Here is a 23196-nt window from a genome sequence, read left to right on the forward strand (position 1 = left end):
GAACAACATGGGTGCAGCCCTCGGCTCGATCATGAGGGGGATGGGTGGTGCCATCGGACAGGTCATGAGCAAGAACCTGCGTAGCCCCCGCGCAGGTGCGAGCGCACGAAACCGGTCGAACTTCTATCGCCCGCAGCTCTTGTCCGCCCTCGCCTTGGTGGGCTTTGGGGCCCTTGTCATCTGGACGGCGTCGCTCTCGATCTCAGAGGCCTCGTTCTTCCGTCAGTGCTTGGGTATCGCGCTCGGCCTCGCCGCAGCCCTCGTCATGTGGCGCTACGACTACCGCGTGCTCGCCAACACGACAAAGGCGCTACTCATCGCTGACGTCGTCCTCATGCTCCTGCCGCTCGTACCAGGCCTGAGCCATACTGCTAAGGGTGCGACGGGCTGGGTCAAGGTGCCGTTCTCGACATTCACCTTTCAGCCCTCCGAGTTCGCCAAGCTTGTCACCATCTACCTCATGGCGGCCCTAGGAGCGGAGTACAACGGACGCATCGAGGCCCTCAAGGACTACATGAAGCTCTGTGGCATCCTTGTTATCCCGTTTCTGCTCATCTTGCTTCAACCGGATCTTGGAACGGGGCTCATCGTGCTCGTGACGGGAGCCTCCATCATCATCTGTTCCGGCGCCAAGAGGAGATGGGTCGTCGTAACCATCGCGTGCATAGTTCTCTTCGCAACTGTCGTCGTTGTGACGTCCATGACGCCTGGCCTACCTCATCTGCTCAAACCCTATCAGCTCAACCGCCTCATTGTGTTCGTGGACTCCTCGGTGGACCCGTCGGGCAATGGCTACAACCTCCAACAGGCAAAGATTGCCGTGGGGTCGGGTGGGCTCCTTGGCAAGGGCATCGGTCACGCCAGCCAGGCGGGTAGCGGCTTTCTGCCAGAGGCACACACGGACTTCGTGTTCGCGTTTCTTGCCGAGGAGTTTGGTTTCATTGGCTCGGCGCTGCTCCTGGGCCTCTTTTCCATCCTCATCTTCTCGACCATCACGCTCGCACAGCGGGTGGAAGCACCCTTCGGCAAGCTCGTGCTCGTTGGTATCGCCACGATGTGGTCTTTTCAACTCTTGCAGAACGTGGGAATGTGCATCGGTATCATGCCCATTACCGGCATTCCGCTTCCCTTCATAAGCTATGGCTCCTCCTCTATGCTGACCCAGCTCATGGCGGTCGGGATGGTGCAGTCCGTGTGGAACCACATCCCGAAGACTGCCTAACCATGGGTCTTGGCAAACTAAGCACCCGCAAGGAGATCAAATGACTCGAAGACCTGCGTTTTTCAGCTTCGACCTCGCAGAGACCCTCAATGCCGGCAGACAGGCCGAGATGAGACGCACCCAGGACCTGTGCGTGACGATCTTCGTGTCTGCGCAGGCCGACACCGCTCTCGTTATGGCTATCAAGAACGCCTTCGTGCCAGAGCTCACGAGCTCGACGGTCGTCGTACGCCCGCTCGAGCCGGGGTCGATGCCGCCTGCGGACTCTGACCTTTGCGTCGTGGTGCCCGATGACGGGGGGGAGCTTGCGCTGCGTTGTGCCCGCTCCTCTGCTGACGTCGGTGTTCCCTGCCGCGTGATTGTGGAGACAAGCCTCGAGGTCCACGACCTTGGGCCTGACGGGGCGAACGGCCTCGCGGGCTACATCGTCGCCTCTGACCCCCAGGCAGCACTTACGGAGTTTGCGGACTGGGTGATACAGGCCTGTCCCGACACGGGTCTTGCGCTTGCCGCCAACTTCTCGTTCTTGCGTCCCGCCAAGATATCGGAGATCATAAGACGCTACTCTAAGGAGAACGCGCTCATCGGTGCCATCTCGCTCATCCCCGGGGCAGATCTGCCCATCATGACCGTAAACCAGTTCAGAATGGCGTTCGAGATCGCTGCTGCCTGTGGCGTGCGGCTCAGGATCACACGCATCACAGACCTCGCAGGTATTCTCGGTGCCGGCTTTGCCTATCGCTCTCTTGCCCGATCGCTCGTCAGCGCCATCCCGATCGTTGGCTGGGCTATCAAGGGCGGCGTCGGCTATCTGGGCACCCAGACGACCGGTCACGCCCTAGCACTGCGCTACTGTGGGAGCGCGAGCGCAAACAGTCGACCTTGAACGTGACCGAAACGTTCAGGGGGTTCTCGGCACAGCGTTCACTGCCACGTGGCGGCGAGCGTACGGGCTGCACGTCCTCACACTGCCACTCGACGTCGAGCGTACCAAAACGGTACGTCCAGGGCCGAGTGGCAGTGTCTCCCACACGGAACTGCACGCTCAGGGCCGAGTGGCAGTGCCACTCACACTGCCACTCGACGTCGAGCGCACCAAGACGGTACGCTCAGGGCCGAGTGGAAGTGCCATCCACATGGAACTGCACGCTCAGGCCCGAGTGGCAGTGCCGCCCACACTGCCACTCGACGTTGAGCGTACGGGCTGCACGCCCTCACACTGCCACTCGACGTCGAGCGTACCGAGACGGTGCGCTCAGGCCCGAGTGGCAGTGCCGACCACGCGGGACTGCACGCTCAGGGCCGAGTGGCAGTGCCGACCACACTGCCACTCGACGTCGAGCGCACGGGCAGCACGCCCTCACACTGCCACTCGACGTCGAGCGTACCGAGACGGTGCGTCCAGGGCCGAATGGCCGGGCCGCCGAGGCGCCCGTCGGGGGCGACTGCAGGCCAGGGGGTCTGCCGACCACCCGGGTGCCGCGAGCGCAGGGAGTCCGACGAGAGGTGCGCGAGGGACCTGCGCTCGACAGGAGTCACACCGGGTGCGGCCCGGGCCTGCCAGACGGCCGAGGAGATGCGAACGCTGCGCAGAAATCGATGAGTACGTTGCTCAAAAATAAGTTCCACTCTCTCAGTTCGGGTCATATCGCCTAATGTAATGCGTCCAGCACCTCAGAAAAGTGAGTGAGCTATGAAACTGCTTTCTTGTTGACTGGTTCGTCATGCGCTGGTAAGATTTTGGGCCGTTGCACCTGAAGGCAATGATGAAGGGTAGATCATGTACGCAATCGTTAGCACTGGAGGCAAGCAGTATAAGGTTGCCAAGGGCGACATCATCGATGTCGAGAAGATCGATGCGCAGCCTGGCGAGAAAGTCGATCTTGACGTCCTCATGCTTAATGACGGCACTCATACGGTTGCCGACACCGCTGTACTTGAGGGCAAGAAAGTCAGCTGCGAGATAGTGGACCAATTCAAGGGCGAGAAGATCGTCGTCTTCAAGCTCAAGAAGCGCAAGCGCTATCACCGTACGAAGGGCCACCGTCAGAAGCTGACCAAGTTGCAGGTGTCCGAGCTGCCCGCGCTTTCCTAACGAGGCCTCATGTCACCACAAGAGAGATAGGTAGGAACTAGCATGGCACACAAAAAGGGCTTGGGTTCGTCTCGCAACGGTCGTGATTCTAACGCACAGCGACTCGGTACCAAGATCTACGGGGGTCAGGCCATCAAGACCGGTCAGATCATCGTTCGTCAACGTGGCACACACATCACCCCAGGCGAGAACGTTGGACGAGGCAAGGATGACACCCTCTTCGCACTTGCTGATGGCGTCGTTGAGTTCAAGAAGGGTAAGAAGCACTACGTGCATGTTCGCACCGCATAGGGTCGACGTCCCTCTGAGGTCGCGGTGCTCAGCGCGACCTCGTTGAGGTCCGGCATCTGTGTGATCGGCGTGTATATTGATGTGCTTGGCTGAGTTGAGCTAAGAACGTCTATATGCGTTCGGTATCTCTCGCGTCCTCCGTGTGTCTCAGAGGATGAGGATGCCGTATCATACGGGTAGCTAGGAGAGGAGATCCATGCCCACGAACAGCTTTACCGACCTCTCTCGAATCAGCGTCAAGGGTGGTGACGGCGGAGCTGGCTGCATGTCATTTCGTCGTGAGGCCTTCGTGCCGAAGGGTGGTCCTGACGGCGGCGATGGCGGTAACGGCGGTAACGTTGTCCTCGAGTGCGATCTACAGCTCTCGTCCCTCATTGACTATCGCTTCAAGCATCACTTCAAAGCCAGTCGTGGCACGCATGGTCAAGGTTCCCGTCGCCATGGCGCTGACGGAAGAGACCTCGTCCTCAAGGTTCCCGTGGGCACACAGGTGAGGGAGCTCGACCCAAAGACCATGGCGGTGCTCTATGAGATAGCTGATCTCACTGAGCCGGGACAGCGTGTCGTGGTGGCGCCTGGCGGTGTTGGCGGCAAGGGTAACGTCCATTTCGTGACGTCGGTTCGTCGGGCTCCGGCCTTTGCCGAGAAAGGGGAGCCCGCGCGCGAGCACTGGATAGAGCTCGAGATGAAGCTTGTGGCGGATGTCGCCCTCGTGGGACTTCCCTCGGTGGGAAAAAGCTCGCTCATCGCCCGCATGACTGCCGCCCGGCCCAAGATTGCCGACTATCCCTTTACGACACTCATCCCCAACCTCGGCGTCGTTCGCACGAAAGACGGGGCATCCTTTGTCATCGCGGACGTTCCGGGGCTTATCGAGGGAGCGAGTAAGGGTAGGGGACTTGGCCATGAGTTCCTGCGTCATGTCGAGCGCAGCTCCCTCATCCTGCACGTGGTCGACATAACTGGGGGCTACGAGGGCGCAGACCCCGTGGAGGCCTATCGTACGATCGATGCGGAACTCGCAGCCTATGCGCCAAAGCTTGCCGAGCGTCCCCAGGTGCTTGTTGCCAACAAATGCGACATGCCGGGTATTGATGAAGCCATCTCTCGTCTGCGAGCTGTTGCCAAGACGGATGGCAAACCTTTCTTCGAGGTCTCCGCCGTCACGGGTGCCGGTCTCGATACGCTCATGAACGCAACTGCCTCAGAGGTCTCTCGGCTCAGAAAGGCAGCCGTAAGAGAAAGTGACGTAGCCGAGAAACTAAGTGAGAAACTCGAGCGGATGCGCCAGAGGCGTGAGCGCGAAATTTCCATATCGCGTGAATCGGGTCATGTCTGGCGTGTGAGTGGGCCCGCGATCGAGCGTATGGTCGTACAGACCGATTGGGATAACGACGAGGCCGTCGCCTACCTCCAGCACCGCTTCGCGCGCTTGGGTCTTGACGCCACGCTTGCCGAGGCAGGTTGTGCCGAGGGAGACGAGGTGCGCATCCTCGGCTTTGCCTTCACCTACGAGGGAGCCGACGATGCGGGTGGGTGCAAGGGAAAGCGTGCGGACGCGGTCCAGCCCACAGCTGTCGGTGCACGTGCTTGTACTGGCCTCGATAGCGAGGGCACGCTGTGCCACGGTGGGGAGCACAACGCTGATGGGTGACATCTTCGACACAAGTCATGTCATCGTAGCCAAGGTGGGTTCCTCCACGCTGATCGGCCCCGATGGTGGCGTGGATGAGGCCTTCGTGGGATCGCTCGTAGATCAGATGGCCCAGCTCGTACATGAGGGCTACCATCCCATCCTCGTCACATCAGGCGCTGTGGCAGCCGGTTTCAGGCACCTCGGACTGCACGCGCGACCCGATGACATCCCGACGCTCCAGGCCTGCGCGTCTGCTGGGCAGGCGACCCTCACGGAGGTCTACGCCGAGGCGTTTCGACGGCATGACATCGCCGTTGGCCAGGTCCTCCTCTCTCGTAGGGACCTTGCTGACAGACAGACCTACCTCAACGCGAGGAACACCCTCGGGAGGCTCCTTGCCCTTGGCGCGGTACCTGTGGTCAACGAGAATGACACGGTATCGGTGGCTGAGTTCACCTTTGGTGATAACGATACGCTCGGTGCCATTGTCGCGACCATCGTCAATGCCAGCCTCTATGTGATTCTCTCGGACGTAAATGGACTCTACAAGACCAATCCAGCTCTTGATCCTGCGGCACGCATCGTCGACACGCTCGATGCAATCACGCCCGAGGTTGAGGCCATGGCTGGGGATGCCGGCTCTGTCATGGGAACCGGCGGCATGCGAACGAAGCTGCGGGCTGGTCGCATCACGCTCGCAGCCAAGATACCCATGGTCATCTGCAAGGGCAGGCAAGAGGGCGCGCTCGTTCGCGCCGCTCACAGCGAGAGAGTCGGAACCCGCATTGAGGCCGCGCCAGCCGCCCGCCACGAGGGAGCGCGCAAGCTCTGGCTGGCAACAGCCGAGCTTCCTCAGGGAAGCATCGTGTTGGATGGGGGCGCAGTGCACGCGGTCCTCCATGAGGGTGCCTCCGTGTTACCCGTGGGTATCAGGGAGGTCAAGGGAGACTTCTCGAAGCAAAGCGTCGTCGACGTTCAGTCTCTTGACGGAACGCTTATCGGTAGGGGGGTGGTACGCTATCCTGCCGATGAGCTGAGGCGTTATCGGGGCCTCAGGCTCGACGTGATTGGGCGCTTTGTTTCTGACAAGGCGGGCTGGCCTGCCATTCACCGTGATGACCTGCTTGTCTTCTAGGGACAGCTATGGATGATGTGGCAACTCAGATCAAGACGGTCGTACGGGTGACAGCTGAGAGAGGTGACCTTCCCCCTCTGGGTGAAGATCCCCGTCGGAGCTACCGTCTTGGCATCATGGGCGGGACCTTCGATCCCATCCATAACGGTCACCTGGTCACCGCAGAGCAGGCCTTCGGAGACCTCGCCCTTGACGTGGTGGTGTTCATGCCTGCGGGACATCCCGCCTTCAAACAGGACGCGCAGGTGAGTCCCGGCGCGGATCGCTATGCCATGACCCTGCTTGCGACCTCTGACAACCCTCACTTCACGGCCTCGCACTTTGAGGTGGACCGCGAGGGCATCACCTACACCGCAGACACCCTCGAGCGCCTTCGCGCCATCTATCCAGACAACGTGAGAATCTACTTCATCACGGGAGCCGACGCTGTGACTGACATCGTGACCTGGAGGGATGCCGGCAGTATAGCGCAGCTTGCCACCCTCGTCGCGGCCACGCGTCCTGGCTATGACCTGAGTCATGCCGAGCAGGTCATCAGCGCCTCTCCCTATAACTTTGACGTCATCTACCTTGAGGTGCCGGCCTTGGCCATCTCGTCCAGCTACCTGAGGAGACGCGTGGCTGCCTCGCAGAGCCTGAGGTACCTCACGCCTGACGTCGTGACAGGCTACATCCACAAGCATAAGCTCTATGGCGTACGATCCTCGCACGAAGGAGCACAGGGAGGTACATCGCATGACTGAAGACACGCGGCCACACTACAGCGAAGAGCAGGAAACCACCATCGTGCAGCTCGAGGCGGACTTGGCTGCCCATATGCGTGACGTGAGGCCCAAGCGCTATGAGCACTCGCTCTCGGTTGCCAAGACGGCAGAATCGATGGCCATACGCTATGGTGCAGACCCCTTCCCCGCCCGATGCGCAGGCATACTCCACGACTGGGACAAGGTCCTCTCGGCGGATGAGCAAGTGAAGCGAGCCATTGAACTGGGCATTGACATGGGAGTCGACCTCGAACTCGTCCAACCGCTCCTCCATGGCCTCACGGCCGCACTCACGCTGCCCACACGCTATCCCAAGCTCCCCCCCGAGATCTTCAGGGCTATCTCCCTGCATACGGTGGGCTCGGCCGACATGACGGCACTCGACAAGATCCTGTTCGTGGCTGACGGCATAGAGCCGCTGAGAAAGCCCGCCCCCGCGATAGAGCACGTCCGCGAGATGGTGGCACGGGGCGAAGATCTGGGTGAGGTGTACGTCTTCATGTTTTCCTCGGGCATCGAGTACGTTGTGAATACGCGACGATACCTCTACCCGGGTACCATAGACGTGTACAATGAGCTGGTCTTGAAACGAGGTGCCTAGGGGCATGGGAAAACAGGACGTACGACAGGGGATCGCAGCACCGCTTGAGGTAGCGAGAGTTGCCGCCCTTGCGGCAGATGACAAGAAGGCGACGGACATACTGGCACTCGACCTCTCTGGACTCTCTAATGTCTGCGATTACTTCCTTATCTGCACTGCCCAGAACAGACCCCAGATGGATGCCGTCGTGGATGGCATCCGGGAGAAGGTCGCGAAAAACTGTGAGCTGCATCCCATCTCAAGTGAAGGCAGACAGGGTTCGAGCTGGGTGCTGATCGACTATGGCGCCACTGTGGTGCACGTGTTCAGACCTGAGTCAAGGGAATACTTTAGGCTCGAGAAGCTCTGGGGCGAGGCGCCTCGCGTTCCTCTCGGCCTTGGGAGTGACGCTAAACCCGCCTAGGTTGGGGGAGAAAGCCACAAAAGATGAGGCGCGTGTCGCCCTGCGCGTGCGCGATGACTGGGCCACCCTCGTCTCCCTCACGATCCAGGCATCTCGGACATGCCGTCGTGGTTGTTTGAGATCGTGTCCGAGAGCGTATCCTTGAGGCGCAGGTCGTATCCCAAGGTGAGTGCCCCTGCTCCAAAACGGCTCCGTATGCTGTCGGTGGCCTCAGAGAGCCTCCTCTTCGCGTCCCTGTCACGGCCGCTGTCCCGCCCTCGCGACACGGGAGGTTGGTTCGGCTGTCCATCGCCTACGTCAAAGAGCGCCAGTTGCGTGGAAGACCTCTCGCCGCCAAACCCACTCACCATGACGCCGACGAGCCTGACGGGTGTGCCCTCACTCCACAGGTCACTCAGCAGCTCCTTCGCCACCCGACCAAAGTCTCTCTCGTCATCGGTCTCAGGAACGAGCGGGCGCTGGATCGTACGCGTGTGCTCATAGTCAAACTTGAGCTTGAGCGTGACCTCTCCTCCCCTGAGCCCCTTCGAGCGCAGACGTGTGCCTACGAGCGCGCTCACATGCGCGATGGCGGCCTCTACATCCCTTCGGCTCGTGAGGTCATGGGAGAAGGTCCTCTCGTTTGAGACGGACTTTGGGGTGCTCCTGTGAGCGATGCTCGTGACCTTGCTCGTCTCCCGGCCCGCTGCGCGCTGGACCATCTTGGGCCCGTGCACACCGAAGACGCGACGCATCTTCTCGACCTCGGCCTGCGCAAGCTGTCCAAGCGTACGGATACCCATCTTTTTCAGGCGGTCCTTAGTTGAGGGCCCAACGCCGCTCAGTGCCTCAACAGGGAGTGGGGCCAAAAATTCGGCAGCCTGTCCCGGCATCACGACACAGAGCCCATGGGGCTTATCGCGCTCTGAGGCAATCTTGGCGACGGTCTTGTTCTGCCCAAGTCCAATGGAGCAGCTGATACCAAGATCACTGATCCTTTCCTGTATCCTCTTGCATATGAGGACAGGATCCTCCCTCGAATACCTCCCGGGCGTGACGTCGAAGAACGCCTCGTCGATGGAGACCTGTTCCACGCGGGGGGTCTCTCGCTCTATGAGGGACATGACCTTGGCTGACAGCTCACGGTAGCGGGCAAAGCGACCCTGCGTCCAGATGGCGTCAGGACACAGGCGCATCGCCTGGTAGGAGGGCATGGCGGAGTGGACGCCATAGGGCCTCGCCTCATAGGAGGCCGTCGATACGACCCCACGCCTCTCGGCAGACCCACCCACGATTACGGGCCTACCCCTCCACTCGGGATGATCGAGCTGCTCGACTGAGGCAAAGAAGGCGTCGAGATCGAGAAGGCCTATTGCAGGCCCTCTCCAAGCGCCTGCCCCGGCTGTCCCGAGTGGCTCACTCATGTGACATTGAGCGAGGCGGGCAGAGTGACGGAGAACGTCGTACCCTCCTCAGTCGTGCTCGTCGCAGAGATCGTGCCGCCATGGGCCTCCGCGATACCTCGTGCAATGGCGAGTCCTAAACCAAAGCCACCGGGAGAGTCGGTGCGAGAACGGGAGTTGTCCGATCGATAGAAGCGGTCAAAGATGTGCTTGAGGTCTTCAGGCGCGATGGGTTCCCCCCTATTGGTGATGGAGAGACGGGCGTTCTTTCGCTTCTCGAACGTGAGCCTGACAGTGATCTGACTTCCATCGTACGCATACTTACAGGCGTTATCCATGAGGATCTTAACGAGGCGATCCACCCACTCGCGATCACCGTTTACGAGCACTCCCTCCTGCAGCTCAGTCTCTATGGTGCAGTTACGCTCGAAGGCAAGCGCATCGAACTCAAGGGAGGCAGACCCGACCATATCCGAGAAGTCGATGCTCTCCATCCGGAAGGCAAACGAGGAGGAGTCGACCAGGCCCTCATCCGTCCGGGCAAGCTGAAGAAGCTCTCCCACGAGACTCTTCATGTGCTCCGCCTCGTCTGAGATGCTCTTTACCCAACGCCTGTCCTTTGCCGAGAGCTCATGGGATTTCATAAGGATCTCACCATTAGCAAGAATGACGGCAAGCGGGGTCTTGAGCTCGTGAGAGGCATCTCCCACGAAGCGCTGCTGCTTCTGAAAGGCCTCCTCGATAGGCGCCGTCGCCCAATCGGCCAGATAGACAGAAATGATAGCCACGGCGGCAAGCGCTATGATAAAGGAGGCGATACTCCGTATAGACTGCCTCTCCCAAGATTGGTACAGATCACCTGCGTTGACCATGGTGATGAGCACATTGCCGCTCTGGAGCTTGCGGGACTTCCAGGCGATGCCCAGATCCGAGGCATAGCCGCGGCCCTTCTCCACATCCAAGGACTCAGCTATGATCTGGTCGAGATCGTGGAGCTTGGTTGAAAGCGACGCGTTGCTCGTCGCGAGCACGATGCCCGAGGACGAGGTCTCGACCGTCACCACGAACAGGCCGGAGTTGCTCTGGTTTCTGCTCCTGCCAGATGGCGCCTCCGTGAGCGGCGTCTCGAGACCCTCCTCAAGCACCGAGTCTATCGAGCTCTGCACAGAGAGGTAGGAAGACCAGAGCGATGATGCGACTACCCCCAAGAGCACGAGGCTCACGAGTCCCGTGACAAAGATGATGAACTTCCTCTTTAGTAGCTTAAGCATCAACGCTCCATGAATTCCTGCTCACAGGGAGGTCACTAGTCCTCGCTGAAGTCCTCGAGACGGTAGCCGAGCATGCGCAGAGTCGTGATCTGCACGTGCGAATGGATGTGACTGACCTTCTTGCGCAGAAACGAGATGTACGCCTCGACTGAGTTCTCCGAGGCGTCTCCGCTTGTGCCCCAGACGCGGGAGAGTAGATCCTGCTTCGAGACGACACGGGAGTTCGAGCTCATGAGCATCTGCATGACAGCGAACTCCTTGCCCGACAGGTGAACCTTATGCTCACCGCAGGACAGGTCATGGGTCGTCAGATCGAGCTTGAGATCGGCGAAGGTGATCTCGTCGATGACGACGTCGCCTTGCCTGCGGGTAAGGGCACGTACGCGCGCGAGCAGCTCGGGAGCCTCAAAGGGCTTGGTCATGTAGTCGTCGCTTCCGGCATCGAGGCCCTGCACCATGTCTCCGGTTGACGTCTTGGCCGTGAGCATCAGGACTGGAATCGAGTTTCCGGAGTGCCTGAGCTCCTTCACGATCTGAATGCCGTCGATGCCCGGAAGCATGATGTCAAGCACGACCGCATCATAGAGGCCGCTCTGGGCGGCTGTGAGGCCCGCATTGCCGTCATAGACGGCCTCGGCGTTGAAATGGTCATCGATGAGGATCTGTACGATCGCGTCCGCGAGGTTCCTCTCGTCCTCGACAACAAGAATGTTCATGCTCTACCTCCAACTGTCTCATGCATTTGGGTACCTGATAATACCCGTTTCGGTCATTCTACCCCTCCAGACTGTATTTGGCCTTAAATGTTCGTACTAAATTTCGTAGACTTACGGGAGATCCGATGAAGCTCCCTCCGTCCGAAGGGTCTTGCACGCCCTCTATCCCTGCACATACGTGGACTCATGCCCCTTGTCGAGGACTGCCCATCGGTCACAGACAGTTCACAAAAACTGCAGCCATGTTCCGTTATCGCATGGCCTATCATGATGCGACGCCCGTGTGGTGATGCGGCGCATAACCTATCTACCGAGGCGCCGCGCGATCTAAGGAGTACTACGTTGGCAGTGAAGATCCGTCTTGCCCGTCATGGCGCCAAGAAGCGTCCATACTATCGTATCGTCGTGGCCGATGGTCGCATGCCCCGTGACGGTCGCTACATCGATCTCGTCGGACGCTACAACCCCCTGTCCGATCCCAAGACCATTGATATCGACATCGAGAAGGTCGATGCGTGGGTGGCCAAGGGCGCGCAGCCCTCAAATGCCGTGTCGCACCTGATTGACATCGTCAAGAATGGCACGCCCGCCCCCGAGAAAAAGCGGAAGCTCTCCAAGAAGGCCGCCGCCAAAGCTTCGGCTGGCTCTGACGAGAGCACGGAGTAGCTCCCGTGGCCGGACAAGCTGCGATCAGCGGGGCTCCTCTTGGACAGGCAGAGCAGGGCTTGCCGAGTGACAGGGTCGCCGATCTTGTCGAGTATATCGTCTGCGGACTTGTGACCGACGAGGACCGAGTGTCCCTCGACGTGACGGACGGGGAAGGCTCGGCGCTCATCGAGATCTCGTGCGCCGAGGATGATGCCGGACGCGTCATCGGTAAGCGCGGACGCACGATCAAGGCGATCAGAACGCTTGCGCGTGCCTTGGGCTCGAGGGTCGGCACGGCCGTCGAGGTCGAGGTCCTCGGGTAGACGGTGGCCCGCCGGTATCGGTCGATAGCCCGCGTGGAGAAGACGCATGGCAGGCAGGGGGAGATCGTGGCAGTTGATGTCAACGGTCTCGGTACATACCTCAGGCCCGGCATGTGGGTATGGGCCGTTCCACCTAGGCTGAAGGGTCCTCGCTCCTTCGTAGTGGGTCGCGTGAGAGGCAACGGTCACGGTTGGCTCGTGAGCCTCGTGGGTGTGGACAGCATCGCCCACGCATCACGGCTCGTCGGAAGGACGCTGCTTGTAGCCGTCGACGAGCTGCCGGATGACTTCGAGCTGCATGATGCGAGGGAGCTCGTCGGCAGGCGAGTCAGAGACCTGCTCCTCGGGGAGATCGGTCATATCAGCGAGGTAACGCTCGGCGTCGCAAACGATGCCTGGACCATCGAGGGTGAGACGGGAACGTTCGTCATACCCGTCGTCGGGGAGTATGTGCTCGGGATAGACAACGAGGGTGAGCTCGTAGTGAACCTGCCTGACGGCGTAAGAGAGGGACGGGACGGATGATATTCGAGGTCCTCTCCGTTTTTCCCCAGGTCTTCGAGCCGTATCTGTCCGAGTCAATTCTGGGCCGCGCATGGCAGAGATCCCTGTTCGAGTTCGTAGCCCACGACCTGAGGACATGGACGCATGACAGGCATAGTACGGTGGATGACGCCCCCTTTGGTGGCGGGCAGGGCATGCTCATGAAATGCGAACCGATATTCGAGGCAGTGAGGGACATCTCGGGGCAGGGGAAGAAGCGGCCGCATGTGATATTCTTCTCGCCCTGTGGCAGGCGCTATTCGGAAAAAGACGCCGAGAGGCTCTCGAGCTTTGACAGAATCTTGTTTGTCTGCGGTCGCTATGAGGGCATCGATGAGAGGGCGTATGCGCTGGCGGACGAGATCGTCTCTGTGGGGGACTACGTCCTCACGGGAGGTGAACTTGCTGCCCTTGTGGTCATCGACTCCGTCGTGAGACTCCTGCCCGGAGTGCTCGGTGACGACAGGAGCGCGAAGGACGAGTCCTTCTCGCAGGGCCTCCTCGAGTATGCCCAGTACACGAGACCGGCCACATTTCAGGGCGAGCGCGTTCCAGAGGTCCTGCTCTCTGGCGACCATGGCGCCGTGAGCGCGTGGAGACGCAGGAGTTCCATAGAGCGCACGGCACGCTGGAGGCCAGACCTCCTTGAGGGAGCAGAGCTCAGCGAGGACGAGTGGAGCCTCGTCCACGAGACGTTGGGGCAACGGGATTGCGAGGCGACAGATGTCTGATGGTGACGCGGGGACGAGGCGTGGCAGGGAGGGCATTCTGTGGGAGCTACTCCAATGGTTGGGCTCTGTGGCCTTCGTGTTCATCCTCTTCGTGCTCCTGAGGATCTTCGTCTTTGGCGTCTACTATGTCCCCACGGGATCCATGACCGACACGATTCAGGTGGGCGATCAGCTGATAGGCGAGAAGATCAGTTACCGCTTCACGAGTCCGAAGGTCGGCGAGATCGTGACCTTCGACGACCCTGACGGATCGGGAGAGACCCTCATAAAGCGCATCATCGCGACGTCAGGGCAGACGATAGACATACACGATGGCAAGTTGTACATAGATGGTGTCGAGCAGGAGGAGTCCTACACCAAGAGCAGGCCCACCTACGCGCTCACGGAGCATGCCGCGAACCTCTCGGGTGGCATAAAATATCCCTATAGAGTTCCTGAGGGCTGCGTCTGGCTCATGGGCGACAACAGGACGAACTCGCTTGACTCGCGTTACTTCGGTGCCGTGAGCACGACGAGGATCAGCTCGCACGCGCTGTTCATCTACCTTCCGTTCAAAGATGCCAGGACGCTATAGACAGACAGAAGACGGTCTCAGGAGGAGAGACGCACGCATGGGTGACGACATACTGACCTTTCAGGATATGATTTTGAGGCTCGAGCGGTACTGGGCGGACAAGGGTTGCACCGTGATGCAGCCCTACGACAGCGAGGTGGGGGCTGGCACCTTCCATACCGCGACGCTCCTACGCTCGCTCGGTCCCGCCGCCTGGCGCACCTGCTACCCGCAGCCCTGCCGCAGGCCCACCGACGGCCGCTACGGAAAGAATCCCAACCGTATGCAGCACTACTATCAGTTCCAAGTCATCTTGAAGCCATCTCCAGCGGATTCCCAGGAACTCTACCTGGGATCGCTTACGGCCATAGGCCTTGACCCCGCCGAACACGACGTGCGCTTCGTTGAGGATGACTGGGAAAGCCCCACGCTCGGTGCCTGGGGTCTGGGTTGGGAGGTCTGGGTTGATGGCATGGAGGTCACCCAGTACACCTACTTCCAGCAGGTCGGTGGCATCGAGGTGGATCCTGTGCCGGTGGAGATCACCTATGGCCTCGAGCGCATCGCCATGTATGCCCAGGGCGTTGACTCGGTCTACGACATCATCTGGAGTTACCTGCCCGACGGGACGCCCATGACCTATGGGACTGTGTTCCTAGAGAACGAGCGCGAGTTCTCTATCTATAACTTCGAGGTCGCCGACGTCGGCCTCATGCGCGAGAAGTTCGACGAGTACGAGGCCGAGTGTCACTCCTGCCTTGAGCATAGGCTGCCGCTTCCGGCCTATGACTGTGTCATGAAGTGCAGCCATGCCTTCAACCTGCTCGACTCGAGGGGCGCGATATCTGCGACGGAGCGGGCCAACTACATCCTACGCGTTCGTGCGATCGCGAAGGCCTGCTGCGAGTCCTATCTGAGCGAGGTCGCCACGGCGGGCGCTGCGGCAGGCGAGAACGCTCGCACGGGGGAGGTGGCCTAGGATGGCGGAGGCGAAGGACTTTCTGCTCGAGATCGGCTGCGAGGAGATGCCCTCGGCACCCCTCATGAGCGCCCAAGGCCAGATCGGCACGCTCATCGAGAGGGGCCTTACGGAAGTCGGCCTCGCTCACGGTAGCATCAAGACACTCTCGACACCCAGACGACTCGCCGTCATCGTCAGGGATCTCGCCACGGCAACCGAGGAGATCCGAGAGGTCAAGCGCGGCCCCGCCGCAAGGATCGCCTTCGGTGAGGACGGTGTTCCCACCAAGGCTGCCGAGGGCTTCGCGCGAAAACTTGGCATCAGCGCGACAGAGCTCATTCGTAGAGTTGATGGCGATGGCCGAGAGTACGTGTTCGCAGAGCGCTTCGTTCCCTCAAGAGAGAGCGTGCCGATATTGAGCGAACTCTCAAGGCGCGTCATCGCCTCTCTTGAGTGGCCAAACTACAGAAGTCAAAGGTGGGGTTCTGAGCATGCGAGCTTCGTGCGGCCCATACGCTGGATCTGCGCGCTGTTCGGCAGCGAGGTCGTGCCGTTCGGCTATGCCGACGTCACGAGCGGCAATACCACGCGCGGGCATCGCGTGCTCGCGCCCGGCGAACACGTGGTCACAGACCCCGCCCACTACGAGCAGATACTGCGCCACGCCTACGTCATGGGCGAAGTCGAGCGTGCGCAGAGAATACGTGCCGGCATCTCTGAGGTCCAGACCCACGCCAGCGTGCAGGTTGACACGCCCAAGCGCACCTTCGATGAGGTGGTGAACCTCTGCGAGTGGCCGCACGTGCTGGTTGGCCGCTTTGATGAGGAGTTCCTCCAGGTCCCGACCGAGATCATCTGCGAGTCCATGCTCTCGCACCAACGCTACTTCCCGATATACGACAAGGATCACAGGCTCACGCGCGAGTTCGTGATCGTCTCGAATGCCGATCCAGCCTGCGACGCGACCGTCATCGACGGAAACGAGCGCGTCGTGAGGGCGCGCCTCGACGACGCCAAGTTCTTTTGGGAGGAGGACCTCAAGCGACCTCTGGAGGACTTTGTCGAGAGGCTCTCGACTGTCACCTTCCAAGAGAGGCTTGGCACAGTCCTGCAGAAGGTCCAGCGCATGGAGGCGATCGCAGCTGAGGTGGCACGGAGGGCTGGCGCCAGCGAGAGGGACACAGCCTATGCCAAGCGCGCCGCGCACCTCTCGAAGGCCGACCTCGTAAGCCAGACTGTCATCGAGTTCACCAATCAGCAAGGCATCATGGGTGGCTACTACGCTCAGGCTGCGGGTGAGCCGCCTGAGGTCGCTCGGGCCATTCGTGAGCACTACCGCCCCCGCTTCGCGTCAGACGAGCTTCCCTCGGACCTCATCGGCAAGGCAGTAGCCATTGCAGACAAGCTCGACACCATCTGTGGCGTCTTCGCCATCGACGAGGCTCCCACGGGATCATCCGACCCCTTCGCCGTCCGCCGAGCCGCCATCGGCACCATCGCGATGCTGCGCACCCTGCCCCTGGTCCCGCTAAGGGCGCTCATAGATCTCTCGCTTGACTCCTACCTGATGCAAGGCCTCTCCTTCGACAGGGGGCGGGTCGCTGGGGCTGTGGCTGCGTTCTTTGCCGGCCGCCTTGCCGCCATCGCCAGGGAGGAGGGGGCAGCTCCCGACGTCATCGATGCCGTCTCGTCGGTGGGCGTCATCGACCCGATGGAGTTCATGGACAGGGTCGAGGCCCTGGGCAGCGCCCGCCTGGAGGAGCCGGAGGTCTTCGAGGACCTTGCGACGGCCTATGCCCGCGCCGCGCACCTCGCTGACAGGAGCCTGGGCTACAAGATCGACGAGGGCATCATGGGCGACGCCGAGCGATCACTGCTCGAGGCATGCCGCAGGGGGTCCGCAGATGTGAAGAAAGCGTTGAGTAAACGCGACTACCGTGCCGCATGCAAGGCTCTCGCCGATTTGAGAGAACCAATCGACCGGTTCTTTGATGACGTTTTGGTCATGGACGATGACACTGTTGTAAGGGAGAATCGCCTCAAGTTGCTCAACCTCTTCGCAGCGGTGTTCGACGACGTGGCCAATATCGGGGCGCTCTCCAAGAAGGGGTAGCGAGCATAGCAGTAGCCCGGTCCGGCAAGTTCGTCGCGTCCGGGCGTCCAAACGTAAGGAGGCTGGGTAGATGTCCGAAGACACACTCGATGACATTGACATTTTCGCTGACGTGACTCCTGTCGTGTTCGTACTCTCCGACGCGCGTGGCAAGACGGCCGCGAGCGTGGTTGAGGCGGCGGCGGACCAGTTCAATGACAAGGTCGTGACCATCAAGCAGCTCGGCAACGTCAAGTCGGTGGGGATGGTCTGTGACTATCTCGACAACAACGTCACCGAGGACGTTCCGATGGCGGTGTTCCACACGATCGTCGATCGCAACCTTCGTCGTGACATCCGTCGAGAGCTCGATGGTCGCGGCATCCCGAGCATCGATCTTTTGGGGCCTGCCATCACGGTCATCTCGACGCTCACCGGCGAGGAACCCAAGTACGAGGCAGGCAGGAGGAGCGACAACGAGGTCTCTGTCACCAGCTAGGTCAACGTCCTTGGCATGTGCGTAAGAGAGGCGCCGACGGGCGATGGCTCGACGGGCGATGATATGTGCGACGAGCGTAAAGACTGCTAGAATAGACTGTATGTTGGGCGGTGGCGCCAGCTGAGGCATCACCGCCCGGAGGTTGGTGTGGGAAGGACCCGCACCGGGTACGAGAGATATGGGGTTTTATATGGCTGAGAAGCACGTGTATCGCTTTGGCATGGACGAGCATGGCAACAATGTGACCGAGGTTGCCGGCTCTTCCGTCAACGAGGCAAAGTGGATTACCGGTGGCAAGGGATCCAACCTTGCCGAGATGGCCAACATCGGCCTTCCCGTTCCCCCGGGATTCTCGATCACCTGCCAGACCTGCGTCGCCTACTCGAGCGCCGGCAACGTCTGGCCCGAGGGCGTACTCGATGAAATCGATGAGTACCGCCGTGATCTCGAGAGGCGCATGGGCAAGAAGATTGGCGACGAGACCGATCCTTTGCTGGTCTCCGTTCGCTCAGGTGCTCCGTTCTCCATGCCTGGCATGATGGATACCGTCCTCAACCTCGGCCTCAACGACAAGTCGGTCCAGGGCCTCATCAAGCAGACCAACAACGAGCGCTTCGCCTGGGACTCCTACCGCCGCTTCATCCAGATGTTCTCGAGCGTCGTCATGGGCGTCGAGGGACAGCTCTTCGAGGACGCCATCAACGAGAAGAAAGCCGAGAAGGGCGTCAAGCTTGACACGGACCTCACCGCCGAGGACCTCAAGGAACTCACCGAGACATTCAAGCGGATCTTTGCGAAAAACGTCGATTCCCAGGCGCACCCCGAGGTCGCCCCTGAGGGCGTAGCCTCCTTCCCGCAGGATCCCTATCTGCAGCTACGCCTTGCCGAGCAGGCCGTCTTCGGTTCGTGGAACACGGAGCGCGCCGTGCTCTACCGCAAGCAGAATAAGATAGACGACTCTTTGGGCACTGCCGTCAACGTCCAGGTCATGGTCTTTGGCAACAAGGGAGACTCCTCCGCCACCGGTGTCGCCTTCACGCGTAACCCCGCCGACGGCACCAACGAGCGCTACGGCGACTTTCTCGTGAACGCCCAGGGCGAGGACGTCGTGGCAGGCATCCGCAACACCGAGCCCATCGCCGATCTCGTGAAGATCCCCGCGCTCAAGGAGGCGGGCGAGCAGCTCTTCCACGTCTTCGAGATCCTTGAGGACCACTACGCCGACATGATGGACATCGAGTTCACGATCGAGCAGGGTAAGCTTTGGATGCTCCAGACCCGCGTCGGCAAGCGCACGGCGCTCTCCGCGCTCAAGGTCGCCATGCAGATGGTGGAGGAGGGGCGCATCACCAAGGAGCAGGCGATCCTGCGCGTTGCCCCCGACCAGCTTGACCAGCTCCTGCACCCGCAGTTCGATCCTAAGGCAAAGTTCGATGTCGCCGCCAAGGGCATGAACGCCAGCCCCGGCGCGGCCGTGGGTGCCGTCGTGTTCTCCTCCGACGCCGCCGTCCACTACGCCAACATCGAGAAGCCCTGTATCCTCGTGCGCTGGGAGACCACACCCGACGACCTCAAGGGCATGGTGGCGGCCGAGGGTATCCTGACCTCGCATGGTGGCAAGACCTCGCATGCGGCCGTCATAGCCCGAGGCATGGGTGCCCCCTGCGTCTGCGGCGCCGAGGCCCTCAGGATAGACGCCGCAAAGAAGGAGGTGGCCATCTCGGGCACAAACATCGTGCTGCACGAGGGCGACATCATCTCAATCGATGGCACCACAGGCAACATCATCGTGGGAGAGGTGCCCCTGAAGCGCCCCGAGCTCACCGGCGACCTCGAGACCATGCTCGAGTGGGCCGATGACGTCCGTCACGACGCCTCACGCGGTCGTATCTTCGGCGTGCGCACCAACGCAGACAACCCCGAGGATGCCCAGCTCTCTGTGGACTTTGGTGCGGAGGGCATCGGCCTCGACCGCACCGAGCACATGTTCCTCGGCGAGCGCAAGCAGATCATCCAGACCTTCATCCTCGCCGACACCAATGGGCAGAAGCAGCAGGCCCTTGGCCAGCTCCTCAAGGCCCAGACGGGCGACTTCATGGGTATGTTCAAGGCCATGGACGGCAAGGCCGTCATCGTGCGCCTGCTCGACCCGCCCCTGCACGAGTTCCTCGACGATCCGCGCGAACTTGCCGTCGAGATAGCGCACGCAGAGGGTCGTGGCGAGAACGACACCCAGCTTGAGGCCATGCGCGAGCGCCTGGCACGGCTTGACTCGTTCCAGGAGGCCAACCCCATGCTCGGCCTGCGCGGCTGCCGTCTGGGCATCGTCTATCCCGAGCTCAACGACATGCAGGTCCGCGCCATCGCAGGCGCTGCTGCCACCCTCAAGAAGCAGGGTCTTGACCCCAGGCCCGAGATTATGGTCCCGCTCATCTCCACGGTCGAGGAACTCAAGCTCGTTCGTGAGCAGATCCAGAGCGTCATCAAGGCTGTCGAGGAGGCAGAGGGCCTTGAGCTCTCCATCCCCATCGGCTGCATGATAGAATTGCCGCGTGCAGCCGTGACCGCCGACGAGATCGGTGCCTACGCCGACTTCTTCTCCTTCGGTACTAACGACCTCACACAGACTACCTTCGGCTTCTCTCGCGACGATGTCGAGAGCGCGTTCATCCCACAGTACCTCAACAAGAAGATTCTCAAGGCCAACCCCTTCGAGACGCTCGATGTTGGTGTGGCGAAGCTCGTCGAGATGGGCGTCAAGGGAGGCCACGCGGCTAACGAGACCATCGTCTGTGGCATCTGCGGCGAGACGGGCGGGGATCCCGACTCCATCCAGATGTACTACGACCTCGGTCTTGACTACGTGTCCTGCTCCCCCTACCGCGTGCCCATCGCGCGCCTTGCGGGTGCCCAGGCCAAGATCAACTCCAACGGTGGCCCCAAAAAGCTGGGCTAGTCTGTGACGCTCGGCTGACCGGTGGGGCGGGAAGGGGCAAAGGCTCCTTTCCGCCCCATACACGGAGGTGACCAAGGTGGCAGACGACCCGGGCGTACTGAGCGGGGTGGAACAGGAGAGGCGCGAGCATGGGCTGCTGGGCCCACGGGCTTGTTATGCCGATCAAAGTAGAGGCAGGGCACGCAAGGAGGTTCCTGACCGTCTGAGGACCTGCTTCCAGTGCGATAGGGACAGGATCCTGCACAGCAAGAGCTTCAGGCGTCTCGCCAACAAGACCCAGGTGTTCCTTGCACCCGAGGGCGACCATTACCGCACGCGTCTCACTCACACGCTCGAGGTCTCCCAGATAGCTCGCGACATCGCGCGGTCCCTGCGCCTCAACGAGGATCTTGTGGAGGCCATCGCCCTTGGACACGACCTAGGTCACACCCCCTTTGGCCACACCGGGGAGCGGGCTCTGTCCAGGGCCATGGCCCGTTTTAGGGGCATAGATCCTACGAGCGTTGAGGGAAAGTCGCTTTTCCAGCACAACGAGCAGAGCGTGCGCGTCCTCGAGAGACTCGAGAGGGACGGTCGGGGACTCAACATCTCCTTTGAGGTGCTCGACGGCATCCGCTGTCACAGAGGCTCGCTTCGGGCTACGACGCTTGAGGGGCGCGTGGTCGCCCGGGCCGACCGCATCGCCTATGTGTGCCATGACATCGACGACGCGGAGCGTGCGGGACTGCTCGTTGAGGACATGCTGCCCCCAGACGCCCGTAACGTCCTTGGGCACACCTCCTCCGAACGCATAGAGACGATGGTCCGCGACGTCGTGGATGCCAGTGCAGGTGCCGATGACGTGCTCATGAGCCAACGGGTCTGGGATGCGTTGATGGAGCTGCGCGCCTTCCTCTTTGACAAACTCTACACACAAGGCGATGCGAAGTACGAGGAGCCCAAGGCTGAGCGCATGATAGGGTCGCTCTTCGACTACTTCGTGACACACCTCGATGACATGCCAAGGGAGTATCGCGGACACGATGTGAGTCATCCGGACGTCGAGGTGGCAGACTACGTCTCGGGTATGACTGACCGCTACGCCGTGCGTATCTTTGAGGAGCTGACCGTGCCACACGCATGGCGGGAACCCGTGCTTCACAGGGACAGATGAGCCTGGGAAGGCCTCACCCTGGGGTCGAGAGCCTTGTGAGGGGGGGTACGCCGAACACATCGATGGCCTGTCGAGACCCCGCCTGCGGCCGTTGCGAGAGGCGAGTAGGGCGTCTGGCGGCGCGTTGACACTGCCACTCGCCAGTGAACGTACGAGGGTGGAACGTTCATGCCCGAGTGGCAGTGCCACCCACACGGTACTGCACGCTCGGACCCGAGTGGCAGTGCGTCTCACACTGCCAAATGGCGTCGAGCGTACCGAAGCGGTACGCTGAGGGCCGAGTGGCAGTGCCACCCACACGGTACTGCACGCTCGGACCCGAGTGGCAGTGCGTCTCACACTGCCAAATGGCGTCGAGCGTACCGAAGCGGTACGCTCAGGGGCGAGTGGCAGTGTGATCGGTACGCTCGGACCCGAGTGGCAGTGTAGGTTGCACTGCCACTCGGCGGTGAACGTACATGGCAGTGTCATCCACACTGCCACTCGCCAGTGAACGTACGAGGGTGGAACGTTCATGCCCGAGTGGCAGTGCAGGTCGAGGTAACCTTTGGACCTTGTGGGCGTTGCGTCAACGGTGGGATGCATCTGGCCGGAGCGTGCTTCGAATCTCGCCTGAGGACAACCCTTTCGCAGGCAGGACGATTTCTCGGCTGGTCAAGCGGATGTGTTCTACATCTGCGGATGTGTTCTACATCCCCTCAGGTCGTGTGGATTTCAACCCGGGATACAAGACCAACTTGCCACCCTTCGTTTGGTGGGCTAGACTGACTCATCGTGTGTAAGCCTACGTGTCGCTCAAGCTGTGGCGACACCTCTAGAGACGAGGATACCATGGACTACATTCGTGCCATCGAGCGCCAGCAGATTCGCGAGGACATTCCCAAGGTCCGCGTGGGCGACAATGTAAAGGTGCACTATCACATCAAGGAGGGTGAGCGCGAGCGTGAGCAGGTGTTTCAAGGCGATGTCATCCGCATGAGCGGCGGCAGCTCCCGTGAGACCTTCACCGTGCGCAAGATCAGCTTCGGTATTGGCGTGGAGCGCACCTTCCCTCTGCACAGCCCCAAGATTGCCAGGCTCGAGATCGTGCGCCACGGTGACGTGCATCGTGCCAAGCTCTATTATCTCCGTGATCGCGTGGGCAAGGCCGCCCGCATCCGCGAGAAGCGCTAGGGCACTAACGCCGTTAGTGCCCCGCAGATTCTGGGGTACCGAGTTTTG

Annotated in this window: 23 protein-coding genes; 20 read left to right on the plus strand and 3 right to left on the minus strand. The window is 60.9% G+C overall.

Features of this window, described 5'->3' with window-relative positions; genetic code table 11:
* Positions 1–64 precede the first annotated feature (64 nt).
* The 9 genes from ADJ70_RS05700 to rsfS all read left to right on the plus strand — a co-directional run bounded on the left by ADJ70_RS05700 (position 65) and on the right by rsfS (position 8147).
* Positions 65–1222 carry an FtsW/RodA/SpoVE family cell cycle protein gene (locus ADJ70_RS05700; RefSeq protein WP_371256197.1) on the plus strand — a complete coding sequence of 386 codons (1158 nt, stop codon included), beginning with the start codon at positions 65–67 and terminating at the stop codon, positions 1220–1222.
* A 40-nt stretch (positions 1223–1262) separates the two neighbouring features.
* Positions 1263–2108, plus strand: a complete 846-nt coding sequence (locus ADJ70_RS05705; RefSeq protein WP_050344292.1) for a hypothetical protein — start codon at positions 1263–1265, stop codon at positions 2106–2108.
* 894 nt (positions 2109–3002) lie between these two features.
* On the plus strand, positions 3003–3317 hold the full coding sequence (gene rplU / locus ADJ70_RS05710; RefSeq protein ID WP_050344293.1) for a 50S ribosomal protein L21: 315 nt from the start codon (positions 3003–3005) through the stop codon (positions 3315–3317).
* 42 nt (positions 3318–3359) lie between these two features.
* Positions 3360–3608, plus strand: coding sequence for a 50S ribosomal protein L27 (gene rpmA / locus ADJ70_RS05715; RefSeq protein WP_050344296.1), 249 nt, complete (start codon positions 3360–3362; stop codon positions 3606–3608).
* Positions 3609–3804: 196 nt separating this feature from the next.
* Positions 3805–5262 carry a GTPase ObgE gene (obgE, locus tag ADJ70_RS05720; RefSeq protein WP_050344297.1) on the plus strand — a complete coding sequence of 486 codons (1458 nt, stop codon included), beginning with the start codon at positions 3805–3807 and terminating at the stop codon, positions 5260–5262.
* Positions 5255–6379: a glutamate 5-kinase gene (gene proB / locus ADJ70_RS05725; protein WP_050344298.1), complete on the plus strand. Its 1125-nt coding sequence runs from the start codon at positions 5255–5257 to the stop codon at positions 6377–6379. Before obgE ends, proB begins: the two co-directional genes overlap by 8 nt.
* A gap of 8 nt (positions 6380–6387) precedes the next feature.
* Complete coding sequence (gene nadD / locus ADJ70_RS05730; protein WP_050344299.1) at positions 6388–7122, plus strand: nicotinate-nucleotide adenylyltransferase; 735 nt, start codon at positions 6388–6390, stop codon at positions 7120–7122.
* Positions 7115–7744 carry a bis(5'-nucleosyl)-tetraphosphatase (symmetrical) YqeK gene (yqeK, locus tag ADJ70_RS05735; protein ID WP_050344300.1) on the plus strand — a complete coding sequence of 210 codons (630 nt, stop codon included), beginning with the start codon at positions 7115–7117 and terminating at the stop codon, positions 7742–7744. The genes nadD and yqeK overlap by 8 nt, the downstream gene beginning before the upstream one ends.
* Positions 7745–7748: 4 nt before the next feature.
* Positions 7749–8147, plus strand: coding sequence for a ribosome silencing factor (gene rsfS / locus ADJ70_RS05740; protein ID WP_050344301.1), 399 nt, complete (start codon positions 7749–7751; stop codon positions 8145–8147).
* Between the two features lie 77 nt (positions 8148–8224).
* Here the strand turns inward: rsfS and dinB are convergent, their stop codons facing one another.
* The 3 genes from dinB to ADJ70_RS05755 are packed head-to-tail and all read right to left on the minus strand — an operon-like array spanning position 8225 to position 11516.
* On the minus strand, positions 8225–9550 hold the full coding sequence (dinB, locus tag ADJ70_RS05745) for a DNA polymerase IV (protein ID WP_050344302.1): 1326 nt from the start codon (positions 9548–9550) through the stop codon (positions 8225–8227).
* Entirely contained in the window at positions 9547–10800 is a 1254-nt protein-coding gene (locus ADJ70_RS05750; RefSeq protein ID WP_050344303.1) for a cell wall metabolism sensor histidine kinase WalK, read from the minus strand. The genes dinB and ADJ70_RS05750 overlap by 4 nt, the downstream gene beginning before the upstream one ends.
* 35 nt (positions 10801–10835) lie before the next feature.
* A complete protein-coding gene (locus tag ADJ70_RS05755) occupies positions 10836–11516 on the minus strand; it encodes a response regulator transcription factor (protein WP_050344304.1) in 681 nt (226 codons plus the stop codon).
* Between the two features lie 342 nt (positions 11517–11858).
* Here ADJ70_RS05755 and rpsP point away from each other — a divergent pair, with 342 nt between their 5' ends.
* From rpsP to rplS, 11 genes are all read left to right on the plus strand, one after another.
* Positions 11859–12182, plus strand: a complete 324-nt coding sequence (rpsP, locus tag ADJ70_RS05760; RefSeq protein ID WP_050344305.1) for a 30S ribosomal protein S16 — start codon at positions 11859–11861, stop codon at positions 12180–12182.
* A 5-nt stretch (positions 12183–12187) separates the two neighbouring features.
* Positions 12188–12487: a KH domain-containing protein gene (locus tag ADJ70_RS05765; protein ID WP_050344306.1), complete on the plus strand. Its 300-nt coding sequence runs from the start codon at positions 12188–12190 to the stop codon at positions 12485–12487.
* Between the two features lie 33 nt (positions 12488–12520).
* Entirely contained in the window at positions 12521–13012 is a 492-nt protein-coding gene (locus ADJ70_RS05770; protein ID WP_172674452.1) for a 16S rRNA processing protein RimM, read from the plus strand.
* On the plus strand, positions 13009–13761 hold the full coding sequence (gene trmD / locus ADJ70_RS05775; RefSeq protein WP_050344308.1) for a tRNA (guanosine(37)-N1)-methyltransferase TrmD: 753 nt from the start codon (positions 13009–13011) through the stop codon (positions 13759–13761). The genes ADJ70_RS05770 and trmD overlap by 4 nt, the downstream gene beginning before the upstream one ends.
* On the plus strand, positions 13754–14335 hold the full coding sequence (gene lepB, locus ADJ70_RS05780; protein WP_050344309.1) for a signal peptidase I: 582 nt from the start codon (positions 13754–13756) through the stop codon (positions 14333–14335). Before trmD ends, lepB begins: the two co-directional genes overlap by 8 nt.
* A 37-nt stretch (positions 14336–14372) precedes the next feature.
* Positions 14373–15293, plus strand: a complete 921-nt coding sequence (locus ADJ70_RS05785) for a glycine--tRNA ligase subunit alpha (RefSeq protein ID WP_050344310.1) — start codon at positions 14373–14375, stop codon at positions 15291–15293.
* 1 nt (position 15294) lies between these two features.
* On the plus strand, positions 15295–17388 hold the full coding sequence (gene glyS / locus ADJ70_RS05790; RefSeq protein ID WP_050344311.1) for a glycine--tRNA ligase subunit beta: 2094 nt from the start codon (positions 15295–15297) through the stop codon (positions 17386–17388).
* A 70-nt stretch (positions 17389–17458) separates the two neighbouring features.
* Positions 17459–17866, plus strand: coding sequence for a kinase/pyrophosphorylase (locus ADJ70_RS05795; RefSeq protein ID WP_050344312.1), 408 nt, complete (start codon positions 17459–17461; stop codon positions 17864–17866).
* A gap of 190 nt (positions 17867–18056) precedes the next feature.
* Positions 18057–20822: a pyruvate, phosphate dikinase gene (gene ppdK, locus ADJ70_RS05800; RefSeq protein WP_050344313.1), complete on the plus strand. Its 2766-nt coding sequence runs from the start codon at positions 18057–18059 to the stop codon at positions 20820–20822.
* Positions 20823–20898: 76 nt separating this feature from the next.
* Positions 20899–21975 (plus strand): deoxyguanosinetriphosphate triphosphohydrolase, encoded by a 1077-nt coding sequence (locus ADJ70_RS05805; RefSeq protein WP_050344806.1) that lies wholly within the window; start codon positions 20899–20901, stop codon positions 21973–21975.
* Positions 21976–22806: 831 nt separating this feature from the next.
* A complete protein-coding gene (rplS, locus tag ADJ70_RS05810) occupies positions 22807–23148 on the plus strand; it encodes a 50S ribosomal protein L19 (RefSeq protein WP_050344314.1) in 342 nt (113 codons plus the stop codon).
* The last annotated feature ends 48 nt before the right edge of the window (positions 23149–23196 follow it).

The sequence above is a fragment of the Olsenella sp. oral taxon 807 genome (assembly GCF_001189515.2).
GTDB lineage: Bacteria > Actinomycetota > Coriobacteriia > Coriobacteriales > Atopobiaceae > Olsenella_F.

Coding starts and splice junctions, on each gene's coding strand:
- proB (WP_050344298.1), top strand. CDS start 5,255: ATGGGTGACATCTTCGACACAAGTCATGTCATCGTAGCCAAGGTGGGT.
- ADJ70_RS05785 (WP_050344310.1), top strand. CDS start 14,373: ATGGGTGACGACATACTGACCTTTCAGGATATGATTTTGAGGCTCGAG.
- trmD (WP_050344308.1), top strand. CDS start 13,009: ATGATATTCGAGGTCCTCTCCGTTTTTCCCCAGGTCTTCGAGCCGTAT.
- rplU (WP_050344293.1), top strand. CDS start 3,003: ATGTACGCAATCGTTAGCACTGGAGGCAAGCAGTATAAGGTTGCCAAG.
- obgE (WP_050344297.1), top strand. CDS start 3,805: ATGCCCACGAACAGCTTTACCGACCTCTCTCGAATCAGCGTCAAGGGT.
- ADJ70_RS05755 (WP_050344304.1), bottom strand. CDS start 11,516: ATGAACATTCTTGTTGTCGAGGACGAGAGGAACCTCGCGGACGCGATC.
- ADJ70_RS05705 (WP_050344292.1), top strand. CDS start 1,263: ATGACTCGAAGACCTGCGTTTTTCAGCTTCGACCTCGCAGAGACCCTC.
- ppdK (WP_050344313.1), top strand. CDS start 18,057: ATGGCTGAGAAGCACGTGTATCGCTTTGGCATGGACGAGCATGGCAAC.
- rsfS (WP_050344301.1), top strand. CDS start 7,749: ATGGGAAAACAGGACGTACGACAGGGGATCGCAGCACCGCTTGAGGTA.
- ADJ70_RS05700 (WP_371256197.1), top strand. CDS start 65: ATGAGCAAGAACCTGCGTAGCCCCCGCGCAGGTGCGAGCGCACGAAAC.
- ADJ70_RS05795 (WP_050344312.1), top strand. CDS start 17,459: ATGTCCGAAGACACACTCGATGACATTGACATTTTCGCTGACGTGACT.
- glyS (WP_050344311.1), top strand. CDS start 15,295: ATGGCGGAGGCGAAGGACTTTCTGCTCGAGATCGGCTGCGAGGAGATG.
- yqeK (WP_050344300.1), top strand. CDS start 7,115: ATGACTGAAGACACGCGGCCACACTACAGCGAAGAGCAGGAAACCACC.
- nadD (WP_050344299.1), top strand. CDS start 6,388: ATGGATGATGTGGCAACTCAGATCAAGACGGTCGTACGGGTGACAGCT.
- rplS (WP_050344314.1), top strand. CDS start 22,807: ATGGACTACATTCGTGCCATCGAGCGCCAGCAGATTCGCGAGGACATT.
- ADJ70_RS05750 (WP_050344303.1), bottom strand. CDS start 10,800: ATGCTTAAGCTACTAAAGAGGAAGTTCATCATCTTTGTCACGGGACTC.
- dinB (WP_050344302.1), bottom strand. CDS start 9,550: ATGAGTGAGCCACTCGGGACAGCCGGGGCAGGCGCTTGGAGAGGGCCT.
- lepB (WP_050344309.1), top strand. CDS start 13,754: ATGTCTGATGGTGACGCGGGGACGAGGCGTGGCAGGGAGGGCATTCTG.
- rpmA (WP_050344296.1), top strand. CDS start 3,360: ATGGCACACAAAAAGGGCTTGGGTTCGTCTCGCAACGGTCGTGATTCT.